This window comes from Caldibacillus debilis DSM 16016, from assembly GCF_000383875.1.
GTDB lineage: Bacteria > Bacillota > Bacilli > Bacillales > Caldibacillaceae > Caldibacillus > Caldibacillus debilis.
Map to the genome: position 1 here is coordinate 1 of NZ_KB912916.1, position 20,910 is coordinate 20,910.

The following is a 20,910-nucleotide window of genomic DNA, read 5'->3' on the forward strand; positions in this document are numbered from 1 at the left end:
AACAAAAAAGTTCAAGTGTGCAGATGCTAAAAATGTACTTCCTAAGAAAATGATATAAGATAAGCCTAAAACAACCGAACCGACGATTATTTTTTACAAATCGTTCAAGCGATGTGTAAAAAACAACAGCGGATCTGAAGGACAATAACGGAAAGGCTAAAATGATTTAACATCATCCATCTAGCTCAAGGAAAAGAATAAAAAATCGCGAAGCAGTTTTGGAGTTACTTGAGTCGCCTGTTCGATATGTTGAACCGAACGGAACGTTGGTGAAATTTTTGAATGGAATGTCAGCCCATATCGATTCTATAACGGTAACACCACGGAAAAAGCCGTGTGATGATTGGAAGGTGGTAGACAGTGACCAATGAAGCTCAATACTTGGTGCGAGTATGCAATGATTTTCTGAATGAGAAGATAGATACAGTACAATTTGTAGAAAGGTATCAGACTTATTTTGAAAACTTCCAGGAACAGTTAAGCAGAGATGAGTTTGAAATACTGGATTTTATCTATATGGCTTGCGAATATTACCAATCTGACGCATCGATTAGAGAAACCGATCCTCATTTACTTGATGAAGAGCAACTGCGACAAGCTGTAGTGAAGAAGGTACAAAGTCTAAATGCTATCAGCTAAAATCCGCCCAAGCCAAATGGCAAGGGCGATTTTTTAGTATGCCCGGCATGGGTGTGACGCGATAGGGTGAAAGTCCTGAACGGGGGCTGGCGAGCGCCTGCCGTTAGCTGAAGGCAAGGGTGTCCGCCGTGAGACGGAATCTGAAAAAAGCTGGAGGCAAACACTCGGCCTGAGGTACACGAACCCAATCGGAGGCCGTCACAGTCGGACGAGTCTGCGAAACAAGACGAAGTCCCAAGCCGCCAAGGACTGTAGAGGTATATTGGGCAGGTGCATGAGTGGAAAGTGTCCATCCTTATCCGGGGAGACCTGTACGGAACGCCTTCTGTCGATGGGAACCAGAACCGGAAGGTTCTATTGAATGTATAGGAGTCGGCAGAGGCCAAAGTTTGACGCAACGATACTTCAAACTCTGTCAAGGTTGACGAACCCCCTAGCGCGGCCCCGCATGCCAGGTGGTGTGAGGGGACGGGGGTTAGCCGCCCCCTCCTGCTCGATTTTATTTTTCCGTTTTTGCCGACATTTTGCCGGGAACATGTAATTTTTGTAGAACATGGCCAGATTTGAATTTCCAGTTCATAGGAATACAGATTATTGATAAGAATGGCGGATGGTCGATCAAGCCTTGTCTCGGCGGATTCATTTAAGCAATTGTCTCAGCTCTTCGGTCATTTGTTCAACGAGTTCGGGTCTTCCATCAAATTCAGCCGGGGTGTTTTGAAAAAGCTGAATCTGCCATTTCTCCCCGTTTTTTTCTGTAGCCAGTGTGTGATGCGTGTTGACCTTCGGATTAATATCTGATTGTCCTGGGAGGCACCATGCCGGCGATGGCACGTAATATGACGATATTTCCACTCAGCAATCGCACATTTTTGACTTTGCCGACGAATCTTGCGGTTGGATGATCTTTAAAGATGGTGTTGAGGTGCAAAAAAAACATTCTCGCGTCCTATCTCCAAACTGCCATCGTATCCGATCAGCTCCCCCCTGTCCGCAAACAAATCCGCTATGGCACGAGCGTTTCTGCAGTTCCAAGCCTCTAAAAACCGGTGATAGAGTACCTAAATTTCATTTGATCTGTCCATATTTCCCTCCTTAAAGACTTGAAAGGTTATGCTTGCGATTTAGCGACAAAGAGTCAGGCGCTTTCTCCGTTTAGAAGCAGCGGGGCAGGGTGCCTTCGGATGAGTCAAGCTTGTTCCGGACGGTTTTTGGATCTCTATTTCAAAAGTCCTGCCATATCGAATGCTGTTAGAGAAGACCATCATTGATATTTTTGCAAATTTGTCCCACGGCACTGGAAGTGGACATATATAAATATTGACCCGTTCCTTGCAACCTAAGCGAAGAAGATATAGTCCTCTTAGAGTAGAAAGATGAGGAGAGCCAATTGCTGTCATCAACTTGGAAGATGTATTTGTAATAATTATACCTATTGATCTTACTCAGGAATTCCGATTTTTTTTAAAGGATAAAACCTGAATTTTACCTCGCCAATCACAGATTTAATCGGGATGAATTTAAAATGCCGGCTGTCCTTGCTGACCGGCCGATTATCGCCCATGACAAAGAGGTGGCCCTTTGGCACTTTTGATTTTCCGGTTATTTCTTTTAATGTAAAATCCCCTGTAAAATTGCCGCCCGCCCATAGATGGTTCCGATTGGGCTTCAGATATGGTTCCTTATAAGGTTTGTCGTTGATATATAGTGTGTCATCCTTTACTTCAATCCGGTCTCCGGGAAGACCGATAATCCTTTTGATATAGTATGCGTCCGCATCCGGGGCATGAAAGACGATCACATCGAAATGCTCCAATTTGCTGACCTTGCTGATAATGATTTTTTCATGATCTTTCAATGTGGGGGCCATCGATTCTCCGTAAACGGTTGAAGGAGAAAATAAGAAGTGCCGGCAGATCGCGACGATGACCAATGAGAAGAAGATCGTTTTCAGCCATGAAAAAATCTCTTTGTTTATATTTGTTTTCAATAAAACCACTTCCTTATTTAGATTTCCTGCCCATCCGATTCGTTTTTTATTTAAATTCATTATTTCAAATATTTGCTGCAGGTTCAACCGATCTAAATCATCCTTCCTTGTTCTTACGGAAAAACAAAGCAAAATACCAGAGGCGCCGGTGATGCGGTGCGGCCGGCGGCCGCGGAAACAGGGGATGCTGAATATCGAAGATGGGCCAGGAAAACCCGGCCAAGTCCCTGCAGCTGGGGTTCAGCCGGTAAACGAAAAACCTATCCTGACATATCCGGTCCCCGAAAAAGCAGGGAAATGGCCGCACGCCTGGCGGGAAATGCTTCGTTTAAACTTGCCTTTTTGTAAATCGCGGGGGCTGCCCGCAGGAATCGCCCAAACCTTTGAGGCTTAAAAGTGAAGGCACGATAAACGGGAAAATCACCGGGATATTGAACATGGCGGAGGCAATGAAACCGGCCATCCGTTCGCGGGAAAACTTGCGGAAGGAAACTTTTCCGACGGCCCGCGGACAGGATTTGCTTTATAATAGAAATAGGTGCAATTAACTCAAGGACAAAAGCCGTCCGGCTTGCGCATCCATGCGAACCATCGATGAAGGACACGGCTGAAATCTCGTTTCTCATTCTTTCGGGAACCACCAAACTGTTCATATGGAGGCGGTTGACGTGAACAGCCAACGGGAGATTGTCAAAGAAAATTGGAAGCGCTTTATTTTCAATGATGAGCTGGACGAAAGGCTTTCTCCCATCGTCAAGGAATCGTGGATCCGTTCAAAAAAGTGGAAGGTCGATCCTTTCCAGCCATATGGCCGCATCAAACCGATCAACAAGGAACAATATCAATACCTGATCGATTTATCGATACCGTTGATGGAGGGGCTTTATTCCATCGTGAAGGGATCGGGCTTTTTAGTCATTCTTTGCAATGAAAACGGGCAGCTGCTGAAATCAATCGGCGATCCCGATACGTTGGAAATGGCGGAGAAGATCCGCTTTGTCGAAGGGGCGGATTGGAGCGAACGGATGATGGGCACCAATGCGATCGGCACGTCCATTGTGATCGATCAGCCTGTACAAATCTTTGCCGAGGAACATTATTCGCAAATATGCCAATCATGGACTTGTTCCGCGGCCCCGATCCATGATTCCAAGGGCCGCATCATCGGAGTGCTGAATGTGGCCGGTCCATATGAAAAAGTCCATCCGCACACGTTGGGCATGGTGGTTTCCGCGGTCAAAGCCATTGAATATCAATTGAAATTAAATGAAAATGCCGAAAAAAATATGATGATGCAAAGGTTCCTGGAAGCGACAACCAATAACATGAAGGAAGGCATCCTCATCATTGACACGGAAGGAAAGATTATCAAGGCGAACGATCAGCTGAAGAAACTCCTCTGCCTCGACCGGCATCTGGAAGGAAAAAGGATCAACGAGATTTTTGCAAACTTGTCGATCCCGTCCAACCGGCCTGTCAATCTGCAAAACAAGGAACTCCATTTAAAGGTGAAGCCGTCGGGAAACATCCATCATGTCATGGTCGACAAAATCCCCATCTATAAAGACAGCCATTGGATCGGTTCGATGGTTATATTGAAAGAAATCCAAAAAGTGCGCCAATTCGTCAATCATTTGTCGGGAAACCAGGCAAAAATAACCTTTGATGATATCATCGGCCAAGAGCCGCACTTCCTCCAAAAACTGAATGAAGCCAAACTCGCTGCTGCGACCGACTCCAACGTTTTGATCATGGGGGAAAGCGGAACGGGAAAAGAAATGCTCGCCCAAGCCATCCATAATGCCAGCAAGCGGAGAAACAAGCCGTTTATTGCCATCAATTGCGGCGGAATCCCCCGCGATCTGCTCGGCAGCGAACTGTTTGGCTATGTCGAGGGGGCTTTTACCGGGGCGAAAAAAGGCGGAAGCGCGGGAAAATTCGAACTTGCTGACGGCGGCACCCTCTTTTTGGATGAAATCGGCGAGATGTCGCTGGAGATGCAAGTCCTTCTTTTGCGCGTCATTCAGGAAAAAGAAGTGACGCGGATCGGCGGCCATAAAGTGATCCCGGTGGATGTCCGCATCATTGCGGCGACGAATAAAAACCTCCGGGAAGAAGTGCAAAAGGGGAGCTTCAGGGAAGATCTGTTCTTTCGCCTGAACGTCATGCCGATCACCTTGCCGCCTTTGCGGGAAAGAAAGGAGGACATCCCCCTTCTTGCCCGGCACTTTATCGGCAAGCTTTGTCAAAAATTAAACAAACCCTTTCCGGAAATCCGGCCGGACTTTTTGGAAGCGCTGATGCAGTACGACTGGCCCGGGAATATCCGGGAATTGCAAAATATAATCGAAAGGACGCTGAACCGGACGACGGACCCCGTTTTATCCGCAAAGGATTTGCCGGATGAAGTGTTTCAAATCTTTCCAAGGCCGAAAATGGAAGAGGCGGCGTTGCATCGCGACGATATTAAAAAACAATCGATCATCCAGGCGCTGTATGTATGCAACGGGAATATTTCCAAAGCGGCCAGGCAGCTGGGAATTTCCAGGAGCACTTTTTACCGGCAAATGAAAAAATATAACATCGCTTATTAATGTTTCATTTTGTATCAAATTGTATCAATATGTAACAACAAAGTGTTTCAAAATGGGACACTTTGTTTTTTTATGATCGGGCTCGGGTTTGAAAGAAAGGATGGGCGTTTCGCGGCCGGCTGCCCGCTTTCTGGCCATTGGCATGCTTTTTGCATATATACTCTTAATGGAAGCGCTTTATTTTTAACTGAAGGAGGAGAGTAAATTGGCGATTCCGATCGATCACCTGCTTTGGATGTATGAAACGATGTACAAAATCCGTTATTACGAGGACAAAATGGCCGAAGCTTACGCCGAAGGAAAGAACCCCGTCTTCAATATCGGTGCGGGGCCCGTACCCGGTGAAATGCATCTGGCGACGGGGCAGGAACCGGCCGCCGTCGGCATATGCATTCATCTGAAGAAAGAAGATACGGTGACGTCTCCGCACCGGCCGCACCATCACGCGATCGCGAAAGGTGTCGATTTAAACCGGATGACCGCCGAAATCTTCGGGAAAGTGACAGGACTCGGAAAGGGAAAAGGCGGGCATATGCATTTGTTCGATCCCGATGTCAAATTTTCTTGCGGCGGGATTGTCGGAGCCGGCATTCCCCATGCCGTTGGCGCGGCGCTTGCCGCGAAGAAAAAGGGAACGGACTGGGTAGCCGTCGCTTTTATCGGGGAGGGCGCGGCCAACCAAGGCGCTTTCCATGAATCGTTAAATCTGGCTTCGCTTTGGAATCTGCCGCTGATTATCGTGATCGAGAACAATCAATACGGGATATCGGTTCCGAAATCCGCGTCCACAGCGGTTCCTTCGAATGATATCCGGGCGGCCGCTTATGGCGCGAAAGGATATTATGTGAAAGAAAATGACCCGATCGAAATGTACCGCGTTTCCAAAGAAGCGGTGGAGCGGGCGAGAAAGGGAGAAGGGCCGTCGATTATTGAAATCGAAACTTACCGTTATATGGGGCACTTCCAAGGGGACCCGGAAGTTTATCGGGATAAGAAGGAAGTGACTTTGTTAAGGGAAAAGGATCCGATTGTCCGGATGCGCCAATATTTGATGAAAGAGCATGGGATCGAGGAACAACGGCTGGCCGAGTTGGAAAATAAGGCAAAACGGGAAGTCGACGCCGCTTATCAGTTCGCCCGCGAAAGCGATTATCCGGAACCGGAAGATGCTTTGAAGGATTTGTTTGTGTAAAACACGATGGAAAGGGGTCATCCAAATGCAAAAGACGAAGAAACGCCTGTTAACGGGAAATAAAGCGATTGCCGAAGCGATCCGTTTGGAAATGGAAAGGGATCCGAACGTGTTCGTCATGGGGGAGGATGTCGGCGTATACGGCGGCATCTTCGGGGCGACGGAAGGGTTGTACCAAAAGTTCGGACCTGAACGGGTGATGGATACGCCGATTTCCGAAACCGCATTTATCGGCGCCGCCATAGGCGCGGCTTCCGAAGGGATGCGGCCGATCGTCGAATTGATGTTCGTCGATTTCTTCGGCGTCTGTATGGACCAAATTTATAACCATATGGCAAAGATTCCGTATATGTCGGGAGGACGGGTCAAGCTGCCGATCGTGCTGATGACCGCCGTCGGCGGGGGATACAGCGACGCCGCCCAGCATTCGCAAACCTTGTACGCCACTTTTGCCCATCTGCCGGGCATGAAAGTGGTGGCGCCCTCCACCCCGTACGATTTGAAAGGGATGATGATTTCCGCTATCCGGGATGATAACCCAGTCGTCTTTATGTTTCATAAGACATTGCAAGGATTGGGCTGGATGGACCAGCTGGACGCGTCCGTCGGACATGTGCCGGAAGAAGCGTATACCGTGCCGATCGGCAAGGCGAACGTGGTGAGGGAAGGGACGGATCTTACGATCGTGGGCATCCAAATGACGGTCCATCACGCGCTGGAAGCGGCGAAAAAGCTGGAGGAACACGGCGTTCAAGCGGAAGTCATCGATTTGCGCACCCTCGTCCCGCTCGACCGTGAAACGATCCTTCAGTCGATCAAAAAGACGCACCGTTTGCTCGTCGTCGATGAAGATTATTTGTCGTACGGCATGACGGCGGAAATCGCCGCGCTTGCCGCCGAAGAATGCTTGTATGATTTGGATGCGCCGGTCCGCAGGCTGGCCGTTCCGGATGTGCCGATTCCCTACAGCCGTCCGCTCGAACAATTCGTCCTGCCGAACGCCGACAAAATTTTTCAAGAAGCGATGAAACTCGTCAACGAATAAAATCGACTTCCAAACGGGAGGTAGCCCCATGTTAATCGAAGTGAATTTGCCCCGCCTGTCCGATACCCTCGATGAGAGTTTGATCACCTTCTGGCACGTCTCGGAAGGGGATCCTGTGGAAAAAGGCGATACCCTTGTGGAAGTGCAGACGGAAAAGGCCGTCTCGGAGATTGAGGCCCCGGAATCGGGCGTTGTCAAAGAAATCAGAAAAAAACGGGGCGAAACGGCCGCCGTCGGGGATGTATTGGCCGTGATTGAAACGGCCGCTGCAGCCGCGGATTCCCCGCGGGAACAGGAAAAAGCGGAAGGGGAGACAGCCGAGGAAAGGGGCGTGCCGGAGGTTCCGGTTGAGAAAAGGGCGACGCCGCGTGTAAAAAAATTGGCCAAAGAGCTTGGAGTGGATTGGCGCCTTGTCACACCCACCGGCCCGAACGGCAAGGTCACCGAAGAAGATGTCCGAAACGCGGCAAAACAAAGGGAAGACGGAAAGCAGCCGAACCGGTTCGTGAAAGCGGCGCCCTCCGTGCGCAAATTTGCCAGGGAACATCAGGTGAATCTTGAAGAAGTGACGCCGACCGGCCCGAAGGGAAGAATATTGAAAAGCGACGTCGACGCCGTCATCGCCAAACGGAGATCCGAACAAGCGGAAGCGGAAAAAGAAACGAAGGCCGGCAAGGAACCGGCGCGGGAAATCCCGCGAAGCCAGCGCAGAATTCCGCTTACCGGCATTCGAAGGGCCATCGCAAACGCCATGGTTCATGCGAAATCGACGATTCCCCACGTCACCCATTTTGACGAGGCGAATGTCGCAAAGCTGGTGGAACACCGGCAGCGGATGAAAGCGTTCGCCGCCGAAGAGGGAATTAAACTCACCTATTTGGCATATGCGGTCAAAGCGTTGACGGCCGTGCTGAAAAAATACCCGATGCTGAACGCCTCGATCGATGATGAACGGGAGGAAATCATCGTAAAGGAAGACTACCATATCGGCTTTGCCGCCGATACCGAACGGGGCCTGGTTGTTCCGGTGATCAGACATGCCGATCAAAAATCGTTATTCCAAATCGCGAAAGAAATTCAAGAGCTTGCGGAAAAAGCAAGGAATGGTTCCATCAAAGCGGATGAAATGACGGGATCGACGTGTACGATTTCGAATATCGGTTCGGCAAACGGGGCTTGGTTTACGCCGATCATCAACCATCCGGAATCGAGCATTTTAGGCATCGGCCGAATTGAGAAAAAACCGGTCGTTGTGGATGACTCGATTGAAATCGCCCCGATGATGGCACTATCGCTCAGCTACGATCATCGCTTGATCGACGGCGTTCTGGCGCAAAAGGCGTTAAACGACCTGAAAAAATATTTAAGCGAACCGGATTTGCTGTTCGTTCGATAAAAAGGCCTTGGGAAAACGGTTTGCCCCGGACCATCTGACGGGGCGGAAGCCGCCATCTTCCCCCGTTCCCCTTTGAAAAGAAGCTTTGGTCCAGGGCCTCCCTGATCAAACCGGCAAACCGTCGGAAGGAGAGGGCGGGTTAACGGAACGCCTGAATGAAGCGGGCGCTATCCCGCCCGGGCAGCAAGGCGGGTGGAGGTTCGGGCGCAAAACGCGGCCCTTCTTTCCATCGCGGCAGCCGAACCCAAACAGCAGAAACCGCATGGGAAAAGGCGGTTTTCGTCGGCGAGGTAAGATGAACTCGCGGAAAGGCCAATTCCGTTGGCGGCGGCCCTTTTCCGCCGGGACAAAAGGCGAAATGGGCGGAAGGGATCCCGCCCGAACCGCGAAGCTATCTTTAAAGGCCGGCATCACGGCCTTTGAGATAGCTTTTTTTATCGAATGGCTCCAAAATTCCAGCCGTTATTGGAAAATTCCCTTCCGGCCTTTGGCCGGCGGGTATTCTAGCAGGCATCGGCGGTTTCGGTTATTCTGCATGACTTGGAAGCGGGATGCTCCTTTTTTTCGGCTTTTTCCAAAAAGCCTTCTGCAAATATTTCCGGTTTTGATCGGTCCCCTCCGCGGCAAACGGGCGCCTCATCGGCAACCGGCACGACCGCCTCAGGAGTGAAGGTCCGCCGGCCGATGTTCAGCATCTCGCTCGCGCGGAGGGCAGTTTGGCTTCCCCCGGACCATGGCTGCCGCCATCTGCCCGTTTTGGCGGGAACGGACCGTTGCCGGTCTGCCGCCCGCTGTGCGCTCCTCTGTGATCTGAGAGGGTGAAAATGACCGGTCCCGATACCTTTCATGGGCCGCCGCAAAATCCATTTGTTGAAACGGGAGTTTTGTAATAATATTATTGGTGATCATTCCGGATGAAGGAGTTCTTCCATGCTGAACCCTGATCTTCTGCGAAATGCGGCGATCCTGATCGAAGAACAGTTTTCCTGCGACCGATACAACGGGCTGGATTTTTCCCTGCGGCCATTCGCGATCAAGCTGGGGCAGGGAAATATTGTCATTTCGGCCCCCCATTCGGTGAACCATATCCGGAACAACCGGGTCAAACATGCGGACATGCACACGGGTTCGATCGCCCAAATCGTCCAAATGGCCACCAATTGTTTCAGCATCTTTAGCACCCGGATATCCGAAGAGGATCCCAATTATGTGATCGGAGGAAGGTATAAGGAGGCCCTGCGGGACCTTTGCGCCCGGTATCCGATCGATCTCGTCATCGATATCCACGGCGCATCCCCCGACAGGGATTTCGATATCGATCTGGGGACGCTGAACGGGGAATCCGTAGACGGGGAATCGTTGGAGATCATAAGAAAAATCTTCCATAAAAACGGCATTAAAAACGTGACAACCGACAGCGTGTTCAAGGCATCCCACCCCGGCACGATCACCTATTTCGCCAAAAACACGTTGAAAATTCGTGCCGTCCAAATGGAAATCAACCGGTCTTTCCGGGATCCGCGATCCAATATCGCCGGTTATGCCGCAATCATCCAATCGTTGATCGAGATTGTCGGAACATTCAAAAAGGGGCATGCGTAAATGGACAGCGCTAAATTTGAACGGATGGAAAACTATTCGGCCGTCGCCCGGCTGCAAATCGAATTGAACCCTACAGATTGCGAAAGATTGGGCCTGCAAAATTTTTTGTTCGCGACGGCGGAAGGTGAATCGGGGCGCAAGGCCCGCTGCATGATCTTCGCCAATCCGGACATCGAATCCGGCAAAGCGAAAGCTTCGAAACGTTTGTTGGAACGGATCGGATTTGACAGCCCGACCGTCATCATCCGCAAAGAACCTTATCAATTTGTCCGGCGCGGGATCCCGAAGATTGAGCATATCAATGAGAATGCCGTTTTCGCCACGAAGGATTTGATCGAAAAATACGGCGATCAGGTGGAATTGATCCATATATCGAACGGATACCGGATGAAGCTGGGGCTTAAGGAACATGAAAACAAGCAGTTAAAAAACAAGGTGTTCATCAACCGGTATCAAATGTTATTGCTCGGATTGGATGGCGGGCAAGCGGACCGTTTGGCGATCATGAAAAGCGGCAGGGACGCCGATCCCTCATTTTTGCGAAGGCTGTTCGCGGAAATCAGGGGCGGCTATCATGCCCTTTTGCGGTCGGTCGGCCAGATCTTCGTCGGCTATCGGGAATTGGATTTACGGGTGGGATACATTTACCCGTTTGACGAGAACCACCGGCTGTGCAGGATCCATCCGAACATCGCCAAATTCCTCGGCCTGGAAGAAAATGACCGGGTGATCGTTTCCTATAACCAAAAGGAAGTGGAATTGCCCGTCCTTTATTTGGACACGGGCAATGCGGGCGAAGTGATCAAGATCGAGAATGAGTTTATCGACAGCCACCTGTATATCGGGATACCGGCGACCGTCCGGTTCGATCTGTCCATCCCGAATATCGGGACGGTCGTCCGGGTGAGAAGGAGCACGAAATTTTTGCTGAAAAAACATATCAATAAATTAAGTTTGCCGATGATCGCTTTATATTTTACCATTTTCAGCCTGGTCGAAAATAATGTCCAGCGTCTCTTGCTGGTCCTCGTGATCTCTCCCCTCATCATTTTTGCCTCCCTTTCGGAGGAAAGGGCGAAAGTCAAATGAACGGCATCCATACCAGAAAAGAAGCGGAGGACCTCATTTACCGGTCCTATTTGCGGGCGGTCGGGAATATCAAGGAAAAGCGGGATGCCGAGGTCAGGAAGCCGGAACTGACGCGAAAGCTGTTCCGCCTCCTCGGTTCCCCCGACCGCGGTCAAAAATTCATCCTTGTGGCCGGCAGCAAAGGAAAGGGCTCCACCGCCCGGCTGATTTCTTCCTTGCTCAGCCATTTGGGCTGGAAAGTCGGCCTGTTCACCTCTCCCCACCTTGTCGCTTTTAATGAAAGGATCCGGATCGACGGAAAGGCGATCCCGGACGGGGATTTCATCCGTTTGGCGAACGAGATCCTCGGTCCGTTCACCGAGATCGAATCGGGACTCCGGGATGATGAATATCAGGGGCCGATCGGCCTGGCATTGGCCGTCGCCTGCCTCTGGTTCAAAGAGAAGAATACGGATATCAACGTGATCGAATGCGGCAGGGGCGGGAAGTTTGATGATGTGAATATATTGGACAATGAATGGGCGGTCATCACGCCGGTCATGGAAGAGCATATGACGCACCTCGGCCCCACCATGGACGACGTCGTTTCCCACAAGCTGGGGATCATCAAGCCAAAAACGAAATTCGTGTATGTCAGCGGACAAGGGGAGACGCTTCCCAAAATCAAGGAGCGGATGGGCGATTTGGCGCCGGCCCATGTTTTTTACTATGGGGAAGATTTTTTTGCGGAAAATATCTCGCCAGGGGAAACGGGCACTTGTTTTGATGTAAGGACGCCGAGGGCCTTCTATCCCCGTTTGCGGCTGTCCCTGCTGGGCGCATTCCAGGCGGTGAATGCGGCTGTGGCGGTCAAGGTTTGCGAAGATGTATATGGGGGCGCCATCCCTTATCAGACGGCGGACCGTTGCTTCGCCGCCATCCGATGGCCGGGGAGATGCGAGCTCATCGACCGGAATCCGGCCGTCATCGTGGATGGGGCCATCAATGAAAAATCGGCCGCCTATGTGAAAGAAGTCATCGAAAGCATGGGAAGGAAAAATGTCGTCTCCATCGTAGGGGTGCCGGCCGACAAGGATTACAAGGGCGTCATCCGGGTCGTGAGCGGGTTTTCAAAAAAACTGTTGATCACCAGCCCGGACATCTCCTATTTGACCTTTCCGGCGGACGCGCTTGCTTATGCCCGGTCGTTGACGGACCGCGCGGCGGAGATCCATCCCTTGGAGGCGGCGGTGAAAGCGGCCATGAGGGAGCGGGATGTGGATGCGATCCTGATCGTCGGCACCCAATCCCTCATCGCCAATGCGAAACGCCTGTGGAACCAGAACTTGATGGATATCGGGAAGTAAAGTCCGAAGGGGAGCGGGGCACTGAGGCTATGATGGGAGCTGTCCGTTTTTTCTCTCCGGTCCGCATCAAATCAAACCGGTTCGAAGCGGACCTCGCACACCTGCCCGTGCGGGAAAATGCCGTTCCGGACGCTTCGCTTTCGGGGTATCGCCGCTTGTCGGGTTGTTCAGTTGCCGGGAAGTCCAAAGTTTAGCCTTCGTTTTCGCGGGTATTGCCTTTTCCCTTTTCAAGGCTGAACCGGCAGGAGGAAGCCCGCAAGACGGTTTCATCCGGCAAGGCCCTGATCCCCGCCTTCCCCGTTCCCGCTGCCCTTGAGATGACCTGAAAATGGCACGGGCAAACCGCCATTTAGGTCTGGAATCGATGGATGATGGTTTCCACTTGACGGGCGATGGTTTCAATCAGTTCCGCGGCAGGCACGTTTTTGCTCAGCCGCGGATTTTGCCCGCACCAAAGGGACATCCACTCTTTCTTGTTCTGTTTTGCGGCTTCGGACCGGATATCCCGGGTGAGCATATGTTGAATGGGATAGGCCGGCAGGGCATCCTCATGTCCTTTCATCCGCAGGATAAATTCATTGATTAATCCCCGGGCCGGTTTGCCGCTGAATGCCGAGGTGATGACCGCCTGTTCTTCGGAGGCGTTTAAAATCGCTTGTTTGTGCCGTTCATGCGCTCCGCTTTCTTTGCAGGCAACAAAGGCCGTTCCCATTTGGACCGCCTGGGCTCCCAGTATGAGGGAAGCGAAAACGCCTCTGCCGTCCATGATGCCTCCGGCGGCGATAATCGGGATGGAAACATGATCCGCCGCTTGCGGAATAAGGGCTAGGTTTCCGATCATGGATTGATCGAAGGGTTCCGCAAAACTGCCCCTATGTCCCCCGGCTTCGCTGCCTTGGACCACGACCATATCCATGCCCGCCTCTTCATTCATGACGGCTTCCTTTACCGTGGTGGCCGTTCCGATGGTAACGATTCCCCGCTTCTTTAATTGACGGATCGTTTCGCTCCCGGGAATGCCGAATGTGAAACTGCAAACGGGTACTTCATATTTCAAGACGATTTGAATCATTTCATCGAAAACGGAGGTGTCGATTTCCGGGACCTCCTGCTTTTTTGCGATTCCTAACATTTGGCGGATGGGTTCCAGCAGTTGATTGGCCCTGTCAATTTCTTCTTGAATGACGGCCGGATGTTCGGGGACAAACAGATTGACGCCGAAAGGTTTGGAAGTCAATTCTCGGATCTTTTGAATATCCGCCGCCAATTTTTCCGGTGTCATATAACCCGCCCCGATCATCCCCAGACCGCCTGCATCGGATACGGCGGCCACCAGTTCGGGCGTCGTGATCCCGCCTGCCATTCCCGCTTGGATAATCGGGTATTGAATGGATAATCTGCGGGTGACTTCCGTATGATTCCACATGTTCTTTTCCCCCTCCACTTTTATCGAACGCTCCCCGCTTCCTTTTTATGCTCGAAAAGATTCCCGATGGATCAGCAGCCGGGCGATCTTCTTCCGGTCCACCGAAAAGCCGAAGCCGGGGCGGTCGGGCACTTCGATCACACCGTTTGTCATCCTGATTTCCGGCTCGACGATATCCGTTTCCAAATATTCCGCCGGGGGGGTGTTGTCCCCGGGGATGGAAAAGTCGGGCAAGGTTGAAAGATGCAGGTTCATCGCCCGGCCGATGCCGGTCTCCAGCATTCCGCCGCACCATACCGGGATCCCCTTTTCCCGGCACAGGTCATGGATGCGCACCGCTTCATGGATTCCCCCGACCCGACCGATCTTGATGTTGATGATCCGGCAGCTGCCGATCTCCGCGGCTTTCCGGGCGTCTTCCGCGCTTAAAATGCTTTCGTCCAGACAGACCGGCGTCTTCAGCTCCCTTTGCAAACGGGCATGATCGATCAGATCGTCGGAGGCGAAGGGCTGCTCGATCATCAAGAGCCCGTATTCGTCCAATGCCTTCAGCCGGTTCATGTCTTTTAGGGTGTATGCAGAATTCGCGTCGGCCATCAAAGGGATATCGGGGAATTGTTTCCGCACCGCCCCGACATAGGCCAAATCCTTTCCGGGGGATATTTTTATTTTGATCTTTTGAAAACCTTCCTGGAGGGCTTTTTCGACTTTTTCCGCCAGCCGGGCCGGGGATTCCTGCATCCCGATGCTTTTTCCCGCTGCCACCAGCCGGTTTTTTCCGCCGAGCAATTGATAGAGGGGCTTCCCGTTTTTCCTGGCGTACAGGTCCCAGAGGGCGGTCTCCATCGCCGCTTTTGCCATATAATTCCGTTTGATCATCGAGACCGACGGCCGAATGTCCCGGGGATGGCCGAAGGTCTTCCCCAACACGGCCGGAATGATAAAATCTTTCAAGATATGCACGGCGGTTTCGTAGGTTTCCTCGTTATAAAAGGGTCCGGGCAGGGCAACCGTTTCGCCCCAGCCGGAAATCCCGTCTGCGTCGACGGCTTCGACCAGGCAAATCGTTTTCTGCCGGGTGGCGCCGTGGCTGGCGAGAAAAGGCCTTTTCAGGCCGATATGGATATGATGGAGGACGATCTCGCGTATCCGGACGGATTCCATTGGCAAGATTCCTTTCTTGTGTCGTTTGGGAAAGATGCAAAAGTGCCGGAAGGAAAGGGATAAGGCGCCAAAGTTGCGGAAAAGGGGCCGGACGCAAAACTTTAGGGAAAATCAGGCCGCTGGGGGACAAAGCCGGGAGCCGATTTTCCTCCGGTTCTTCGGAATTGGAAGCGGGAACCGGGCCCGTTCCGCAGGCGGGTTGGCGTTGATTAAAGTTTTTTTACGGCGGCAAGCAAAGTCTTTAAAATATCGATCGAACCTTCGATATCCATTTCCAGTTCTAGGCTGTGATCGGCACCGGGGATCAAAAGAAGATCCAAATTCGGATTGGCCTTTAATTCCTGAAACCTTTCGCCGGCATACGCCGGGTCCGCGTTACCGATGGCAACGAGCCCCTTTTGCCGGCTGTTTTTCAATCCTTGAAAAACATCGTCCCTGTGCAGGAGAGGAGTGAGCCAGAGGGCTTTCGCTTCCCGGAATTCGTCCCATTTGCACAGCCGGGCGAGGGCGATGGTCCCGATCGATTTGGCCACGATGCAGAAATTGGCGTACGGGTGCCGGTTTAAAAAGTTTCGGACCGTTTCCTGGACAGCCGCAATAAATTCGGATTCGTTTGTCGAGGGAAGGATGTCGTGATAATGGATTTGCAAAAGGTCAAACCCTTTTTGGAAGTAATACTTGGAGGCATAGTAGAGGAGCGGCGCCTTCGCCGTGTATCCCCGGCCGGGAAGAACGATGGCCAAACCGTCGGAAGGCGGATCATGCAGGACCAGCTCGCAAGGAATCTTTCCCCGCTTCCATTCTTCTTCAAAAGCGATTTTTTTCATGGTTCCAGCTCCTTTTTTTCCATTATACAATGTTTTCGCCCTTCGGAAAAAGCTTCGGGCCTGCTGCCGGGCGTCCGGAATCGGGCCGGTGCTTTGGCGGTTTTTTGACTGCGGCTTATGGGATCCGGCCCGCGCATAAAAAGGGTTCGGGGGCCGCATTGGCGCCCGGGCGCGAATCGGACAGCATGCAAAAATGATCGCGGAAATTTATTTTCCACTGTTGCGCGCCCTATGGATCAATCTCCTTGCGGCCGGCGGCCCGGCTTTTGAGCGAAATGTCTCTCTTCCGCCTGATCGGAGGTTGTTCTTTGCGGCGGATGGAGGCCAGGCCTCACGGAAATATTTAATGGGGGCGAACCAAATCCCTGTAAATAAATGATTGCGGGGGCTTGACTAGGTCTCATTTCTCCTTTATAATACACTTTGTCGGTAGAAAAAAGTCCGCCGCATACGCCTTGAAACGCAAAGGCATGTGGCCAATACGAGCGAAATCCCATCGTTCCCCTTGAAACGACGAACCGGGAGCGGGACGGCTGAAACAAAACGGAACTCAACATTCTTCTTCAACAGGCCGACTTAGCTCAATTGGTAGAGCAACTGAATCGTAATCAGTGGGTTGCGGGTTCAAGTCCTGCAGTCGGCATCATACGGAGGGGTAGCGAAGTGGCTAAACGCGGCGGACTGTAAATCCGCTCCCTTATGGGTTCGGCGGTTCGAATCCGTCCCCCTCCATTCAAAGAATCAGCCTTGCCGGCAGTTGAGCCGGTCCGGTTCAGGAAGCAGACCTCCGATCAGACAAGGGGCGAAGTTCAAATTCCCCGAAATATACCCATGCGGAAGTAGTTCAGTTGGTAGAACATCACCTTCCCAAGGTGAGGGTCGCGGGTTCGAGTCCCGTCTTCCGCTTACTAGCAATCACGCGGTTTTGGCGGTTTGCCAATGCCGCGTTTTATTTTTCCTCTATTTGTATGAAAATTCTGAAAATATTTTGAAACCGCCGCCGGTTTTTGCGTCCGAAAAAACCAGGGAAAATTCGACGGTAAAATTTGCGCCCAATATCCTTGCCGCAATGCAAAGAAAAATCTTTTGTCCCGTCAACATGACAAATTGGAGCCAATCATCTGCGTTATATGCCCTTTGCGATGTGGATCTTCTGTGCGCTCCCTTTCTCAATTTTTATTGACCAAACCGGTTCCGATTTTGGCCGTGTTTTGGCCGGTTTTCCGGTCTATGGATTCAGGGTTGGCATTTACCGTAAAGGGTTTCTCGCCTTTTTCGGGCTGGTTTTTGCGAAACAAGGGCCTTCTTTTATATGCCGGTTTCGCTGCTGCGTGCTCCAGATTCCTCGGTGCAACGGCAGGTTTAAGGCCGAAAAGGCCGGGTAAAAACGATCGCGAAGCCAGCGGTTTTTACTTGATGGATCGAGTTTTTTGTTCTACAATTTTTATTAGAAAATTCAAAATAAATATATCTTTTTTTGAAAGACAAAATCTGCGGTGGGTGATCCTGCTGCCCGGTTCCCATTTTTGAAAGGGGGGCGAGGATGGATGAAAATCAAAGGCTTCATCTGGAACATGATTTTGGGAGGATTTCTGGGATTCCTTTGGATCATTTTTAGCGAACGGGTAGTTGATATCGCCAATTCCTTCCAAAGCCCTTGGCTTCTTGGCGGATTGATCATCGTCATCGGAACGCTTTTGTTTGGGGAAGTTTACCGAAGAGCCGTCAATCATCAAGGATCCGGTCATCTTAGATTTAAACATTTGCCCGCGTCGCTTTCCTTTGGATTGGTCGTTGTCATCTATTTCCTGATTTCGCCGTGAAAAATGGAAAAGATCGATTCGAAACGGCCCCGATCATTTCCTCTTCCGATCCGGACAGGAATAACCGTTTGCGGATTTTCCGCATGGAATTTCCTCATGGCGGATCCTTTCCTCCCATGGCATAAGCGATGAACTTTCATTCCGGAATGATGATGCCGATTCTTCTGCCGAATTGAAAAGTTCAAAAATGCGAAGGGGATTGTGATAAAAAATCTGTGTTGTTTGTGATGGCAGGCTTATGCATTTTCTTGCTGTCCGGGTGCGCAGGCCAACCCGGCCATGAGAATCGGTCCGGAAGCGCAACCGGTCCGTTCGGCAAGGATCCCGGTCCCGGAAGCGCAATTTACCGGTCGCCTGCTTTTATTCATGAAGGATACATCTTGATCAACGAAGCATCGCGGGCGATATTAATTACCGATGAAAATTCGATCCAAAAGATATGAAATAACAGACTAGGGAAATCGTCGGAAAGTATATTGCTAATGTGATCTTTTTGAAAACCGATGATCCTTCGCTTTTGGATCATATCAAATCAGGGCAGAGGGTCAGGGTCGGAATCTATCGGTTGCTGGAATCGGCACCGCCGCGAGGTTCCGTAAAATATATTGAACCGGTATCGGAGCAGTGATTCAATTTTCCTCTTTTGATTTCCCCATCATTTCCGCGGATCACCCGCCTTCCTCGAAAATCCGCGCGAAAATCTCCGCATTGACAGAAAAATCCCTCCCTATCCTTTTGGCCGCGAACGATGAAACCAATAGTGAAATAAATCCTTTTTACCGCAATTTCTTTTCCTTCCCCCAATCCCCGGATTTTTCGGAAACATGCCCCTTTCCGCATGCTTCCAAAATGATCGGACCGGTTCTTTTCCGAAGCCGGCTCTTATTTTGTCAAAAAATTGGTTTAAAAAACGTTGAACATTTTTCTGGAATCTGTTATATAATAAAATTAATAAAAATTATCTGTAATATTACAGTAGGTAAAAAGGAGGGGATTCCGTGGATTGCTCATTTTGCAACGGGAGCGGGGAAACCCCGTGCCTTTGCCGCGGAGGGAAATCCGATATGGGCGCCTGCGAGGATTGCAATGGCGACGGCTATATCGTTTGCCCGCGTTGCAACGGCACGGGACTTCTGGAGTAGGAACCGGAAAGGGGTTGTAAAAAACAATTTCGGGCAAAGGAGAGGTGGAATTTGGCACTGCAAAAAGAAAGGACGGAATTTGAACGGCCGGAAATCTTGACGGAGGAAGCCGAAGGCTTTCTGAAAAAGCTCCATCGGCAATTTGTGGGGCGCAGAAGGGAGATTTTAAAACAAAGGCAGGAACGGCAACGATTTTTTGACCGGGGCATGCTGCCCGATTTTCTTAAGGAAACGGAGGCGATCCGTTCCGGGGATTGGACGGTGGCTCCCGTTCCGGAGGATTTGCAGGACCGGCGGGTGGAAATCACCGGACCGGCCGGCGATACGAAAATGGTCATCAACGCCTTGAATTCCGGAGCGAAGGTGTATATGGCCGATTTTGAGGACGCCCTTTCCCCGACCTTCGAAAATGTGCTCCGGGGGCAAAAAAATTTAAGGGAAGCCGTGCAAGGGACGTTAACTTATACGGCGCCGGACGGGAAATTTTACAAATTGAGTGCGAAGACCGCGACCTTGGTTGTCCGGCCCCGCGGCTGGCATCTCGTGGAAAAACATTTTCTTGTGGATCATGAGCCGATTTCCGCAAGCCTTTTTGATTTCGGCCTGTATTTTTTCCATAACGCGAAGGCGTTGATCGAAAGGGGATCCGGCCCGTATTTTTATTTGCCGAAGCTGGAGAGCCGGGAAGAGGCGAGACTGTGGAACGATGTGTTTCTTTTCGCCCAGGAGGAACTCGGCATCCCGAGGGGGACCGTTAAAGCGACGGTTTTAATCGAGACGATCACCGCCGCCTTCGAAGCGGATGAGATCCTGTATGAGCTCCGGGAGCATAGCGCCGGTTTGAACTGCGGCCGGTGGGATTACATTTTCAGCGCCATCAAAAAATTTCGCCGGCATGAGGATTTTCTTTTGCCCGACCGGGCGCAGGTGACGATGGAAGTCCCTTTTATGCGGGCCTACACCCTTTATGTGGTGAAGGTGTGCCATAAACGGACCGTCCATGCCATCGGGGGGATGGCCGCGCAGATTCCGGTCAAGGATGATCCGGAGGCGAATGAAAAGGCTTTCGCCAAGGTCAGGAAGGATAAGGAAAGGGAAGTCAAGGATGGTTTTGACGGCAGCTGGGTGGCCCACCCGGGATTGGTGCCGGCGGTCATGGAAGTATTCGACCGACATATGCCGGGTCCCAACCAGATCGGCCGAAAGCGGGACGATGTGACGGTCAAAGCGGAGGATCTGCTCCGGTGGCCGGACGGAAAAATTACCGAGGAAGGATTGCGGACCAACATCTCCGTCGCCCTGCAATATATCGAAGCCTGGCTCTCGGGAAAGGGCGCCGTTCCCTTGTTCCGGCTGATGGAGGACGCGGCGACGGCGGAGATATCAAGGGCCCAGGTTTGGCAATGGATCCGCCATCCGAAGGGGAAATTGGAAGATGGCAGAAAAATCACGCTGGCATTGGTCCGGCAATTCATCCGGGGGGAGCTGGAAAAGATCAGGAAAACCTTCGGAGAAGAGACATTCAAGCAAAAACGGTTCAAGGAAGCAGAGGAATTGTTTTCCAAACTGATCGAGGAAGACGAATTCATCGAATTTTTAACGGTTCCCGGATACGATTATCTCGACTAGAAAGGA

15 protein-coding genes, 3 tRNA genes and 1 pseudogene are annotated in these 20,910 nt (G+C 51.3%); 13 read left to right on the forward strand and 6 right to left on the reverse strand.

Going from position 1 to position 20,910, the window contains the following annotated elements; all coding sequences use genetic code 11:
* Positions 1-360 precede the first annotated feature (360 nt).
* Entirely contained in the window at positions 361-639 is a 279-nt protein-coding gene (locus A3EQ_RS0117940) for a colicin immunity domain-containing protein (protein WP_020156525.1), read from the forward strand.
* 639 nt (positions 640-1,278) lie between these two features.
* Here A3EQ_RS0117940 and A3EQ_RS23030 read toward each other — a convergent pair.
* Positions 1,279-1,697, reverse strand: a pseudogene (locus tag A3EQ_RS23030) (SgcJ/EcaC family oxidoreductase); the annotation flags it as partial.
* A 383-nt stretch (positions 1,698-2,080) separates the two neighbouring features.
* Positions 2,081-2,629, reverse strand: coding sequence for a signal peptidase I (lepB, locus tag A3EQ_RS0117945; RefSeq protein WP_026500066.1), 549 nt, complete (start codon positions 2,627-2,629; stop codon positions 2,081-2,083).
* 668 nt (positions 2,630-3,297) lie between these two features.
* On the opposite strand from lepB, the gene A3EQ_RS0117960 reads away from it, so the two are divergent.
* The 7 genes from A3EQ_RS0117960 (at position 3,298) to A3EQ_RS0117995 (ending at position 12,893) form a co-directional block, all read left to right on the forward strand.
* Positions 3,298-5,223, forward strand: a complete 1,926-nt coding sequence (locus tag A3EQ_RS0117960) for a sigma-54-dependent Fis family transcriptional regulator (RefSeq protein ID WP_020156529.1) — start codon at positions 3,298-3,300, stop codon at positions 5,221-5,223.
* 205 nt (positions 5,224-5,428) lie between these two features.
* The gene (locus tag A3EQ_RS0117965) at positions 5,429-6,415 is read left to right on the forward strand and encodes a thiamine pyrophosphate-dependent dehydrogenase E1 component subunit alpha (RefSeq protein ID WP_020156530.1); all 987 of its coding nucleotides are present in this window, start codon (positions 5,429-5,431) and stop codon (positions 6,413-6,415) included.
* 25 nt (positions 6,416-6,440) lie between these two features.
* The gene (locus A3EQ_RS0117970) at positions 6,441-7,460 is read left to right on the forward strand and encodes an alpha-ketoacid dehydrogenase subunit beta (RefSeq protein WP_020156531.1); all 1,020 of its coding nucleotides are present in this window, start codon (positions 6,441-6,443) and stop codon (positions 7,458-7,460) included.
* Positions 7,461-7,488: 28 nt separating this feature from the next.
* Positions 7,489-8,856, forward strand: a complete 1,368-nt coding sequence (locus A3EQ_RS0117975; protein WP_020156532.1) for a dihydrolipoamide acetyltransferase family protein — start codon at positions 7,489-7,491, stop codon at positions 8,854-8,856.
* Positions 8,857-9,786: 930 nt separating this feature from the next.
* Positions 9,787-10,458, forward strand: coding sequence for an N-formylglutamate amidohydrolase (locus A3EQ_RS0117985; RefSeq protein WP_020156534.1), 672 nt, complete (start codon positions 9,787-9,789; stop codon positions 10,456-10,458).
* On the forward strand, positions 10,459-11,547 hold the full coding sequence (locus A3EQ_RS0117990; RefSeq protein WP_020156535.1) for a hypothetical protein: 1,089 nt from the start codon (positions 10,459-10,461) through the stop codon (positions 11,545-11,547). It abuts the gene before it with no gap.
* On the forward strand, positions 11,544-12,893 hold the full coding sequence (locus A3EQ_RS0117995) for a bifunctional folylpolyglutamate synthase/dihydrofolate synthase (protein ID WP_020156536.1): 1,350 nt from the start codon (positions 11,544-11,546) through the stop codon (positions 12,891-12,893). The genes A3EQ_RS0117990 and A3EQ_RS0117995 overlap by 4 nt, the downstream gene beginning before the upstream one ends.
* 349 nt (positions 12,894-13,242) lie before the next feature.
* Here the strand turns inward: A3EQ_RS0117995 and A3EQ_RS0118005 are convergent, their stop codons facing one another.
* The 3 genes from A3EQ_RS0118005 to A3EQ_RS0118020 form a co-directional block, all read right to left on the reverse strand.
* Positions 13,243-14,319, reverse strand: a complete 1,077-nt coding sequence (locus A3EQ_RS0118005) for an NAD(P)H-dependent flavin oxidoreductase (RefSeq protein ID WP_020156538.1) — start codon at positions 14,317-14,319, stop codon at positions 13,243-13,245.
* 45 nt (positions 14,320-14,364) lie between these two features.
* Positions 14,365-15,483: an o-succinylbenzoate synthase gene (gene menC, locus A3EQ_RS0118010; protein WP_020156539.1), complete on the reverse strand. Its 1,119-nt coding sequence runs from the start codon at positions 15,481-15,483 to the stop codon at positions 14,365-14,367.
* 209 nt (positions 15,484-15,692) lie between these two features.
* Entirely contained in the window at positions 15,693-16,310 is a 618-nt protein-coding gene (locus tag A3EQ_RS0118020; RefSeq protein WP_154652915.1) for an alpha/beta hydrolase, read from the reverse strand.
* Positions 16,311-16,880: 570 nt separating this feature from the next.
* Between A3EQ_RS0118020 and A3EQ_RS0118030 the strand changes: the two genes are divergently transcribed.
* The 3 genes from A3EQ_RS0118030 (at position 16,881) to A3EQ_RS0118040 (ending at position 17,216) form a co-directional block, all read left to right on the forward strand.
* A tRNA-Thr gene (locus A3EQ_RS0118030) sits at positions 16,881-16,953 on the forward strand.
* 6 nt (positions 16,954-16,959) lie between these two features.
* A tRNA-Tyr gene (locus A3EQ_RS0118035) sits at positions 16,960-17,042 on the forward strand.
* A gap of 101 nt (positions 17,043-17,143) precedes the next feature.
* Positions 17,144-17,216: transfer RNA gene (locus A3EQ_RS0118040), tRNA-Gly, on the forward strand.
* A gap of 503 nt (positions 17,217-17,719) precedes the next feature.
* On the opposite strand, the gene A3EQ_RS22630 is transcribed toward A3EQ_RS0118040, so the two are convergent.
* The gene (locus A3EQ_RS22630) at positions 17,720-18,046 is read right to left on the reverse strand and encodes a hypothetical protein (protein ID WP_154652916.1); all 327 of its coding nucleotides are present in this window, start codon (positions 18,044-18,046) and stop codon (positions 17,720-17,722) included.
* A gap of 562 nt (positions 18,047-18,608) precedes the next feature.
* Between A3EQ_RS22630 and A3EQ_RS23275 the strand changes: the two genes are divergently transcribed.
* Together A3EQ_RS23275 and aceB are read left to right on the forward strand one after the other, a co-directional pair.
* Positions 18,609-18,761 (forward strand): DUF3221 domain-containing protein, encoded by a 153-nt coding sequence (locus tag A3EQ_RS23275; RefSeq protein WP_407637038.1) that lies wholly within the window; start codon positions 18,609-18,611, stop codon positions 18,759-18,761.
* A 565-nt stretch (positions 18,762-19,326) separates the two neighbouring features.
* Positions 19,327-20,904, forward strand: coding sequence for a malate synthase A (gene aceB, locus A3EQ_RS0118075; RefSeq protein ID WP_020156549.1), 1,578 nt, complete (start codon positions 19,327-19,329; stop codon positions 20,902-20,904).
* The last annotated feature ends 6 nt before the right edge of the window (positions 20,905-20,910 follow it).

Excerpts from the sequence above, each read along its gene's own strand:
- A3EQ_RS0117970 (WP_020156531.1), top strand. The coding sequence starts at position 6,441 with ATGCAAAAGACGAAGAAACGCCTGTTAACGGGAAATAAAGCGATTGCC.
- A3EQ_RS0118020 (WP_154652915.1), bottom strand. The coding sequence starts at position 16,310 with ATGAAAAAAATCGCTTTTGAAGAAGAATGGAAGCGGGGAAAGATTCCT.
- A3EQ_RS0117995 (WP_020156536.1), top strand. The coding sequence starts at position 11,544 with ATGAACGGCATCCATACCAGAAAAGAAGCGGAGGACCTCATTTACCGG.
- A3EQ_RS0117985 (WP_020156534.1), top strand. The coding sequence starts at position 9,787 with ATGCTGAACCCTGATCTTCTGCGAAATGCGGCGATCCTGATCGAAGAA.
- A3EQ_RS0118005 (WP_020156538.1), bottom strand. The coding sequence starts at position 14,319 with ATGTGGAATCATACGGAAGTCACCCGCAGATTATCCATTCAATACCCG.
- menC (WP_020156539.1), bottom strand. The coding sequence starts at position 15,483 with ATGGAATCCGTCCGGATACGCGAGATCGTCCTCCATCATATCCATATC.
- A3EQ_RS0117990 (WP_020156535.1), top strand. The coding sequence starts at position 10,459 with ATGGACAGCGCTAAATTTGAACGGATGGAAAACTATTCGGCCGTCGCC.
- A3EQ_RS0117975 (WP_020156532.1), top strand. The coding sequence starts at position 7,489 with ATGTTAATCGAAGTGAATTTGCCCCGCCTGTCCGATACCCTCGATGAG.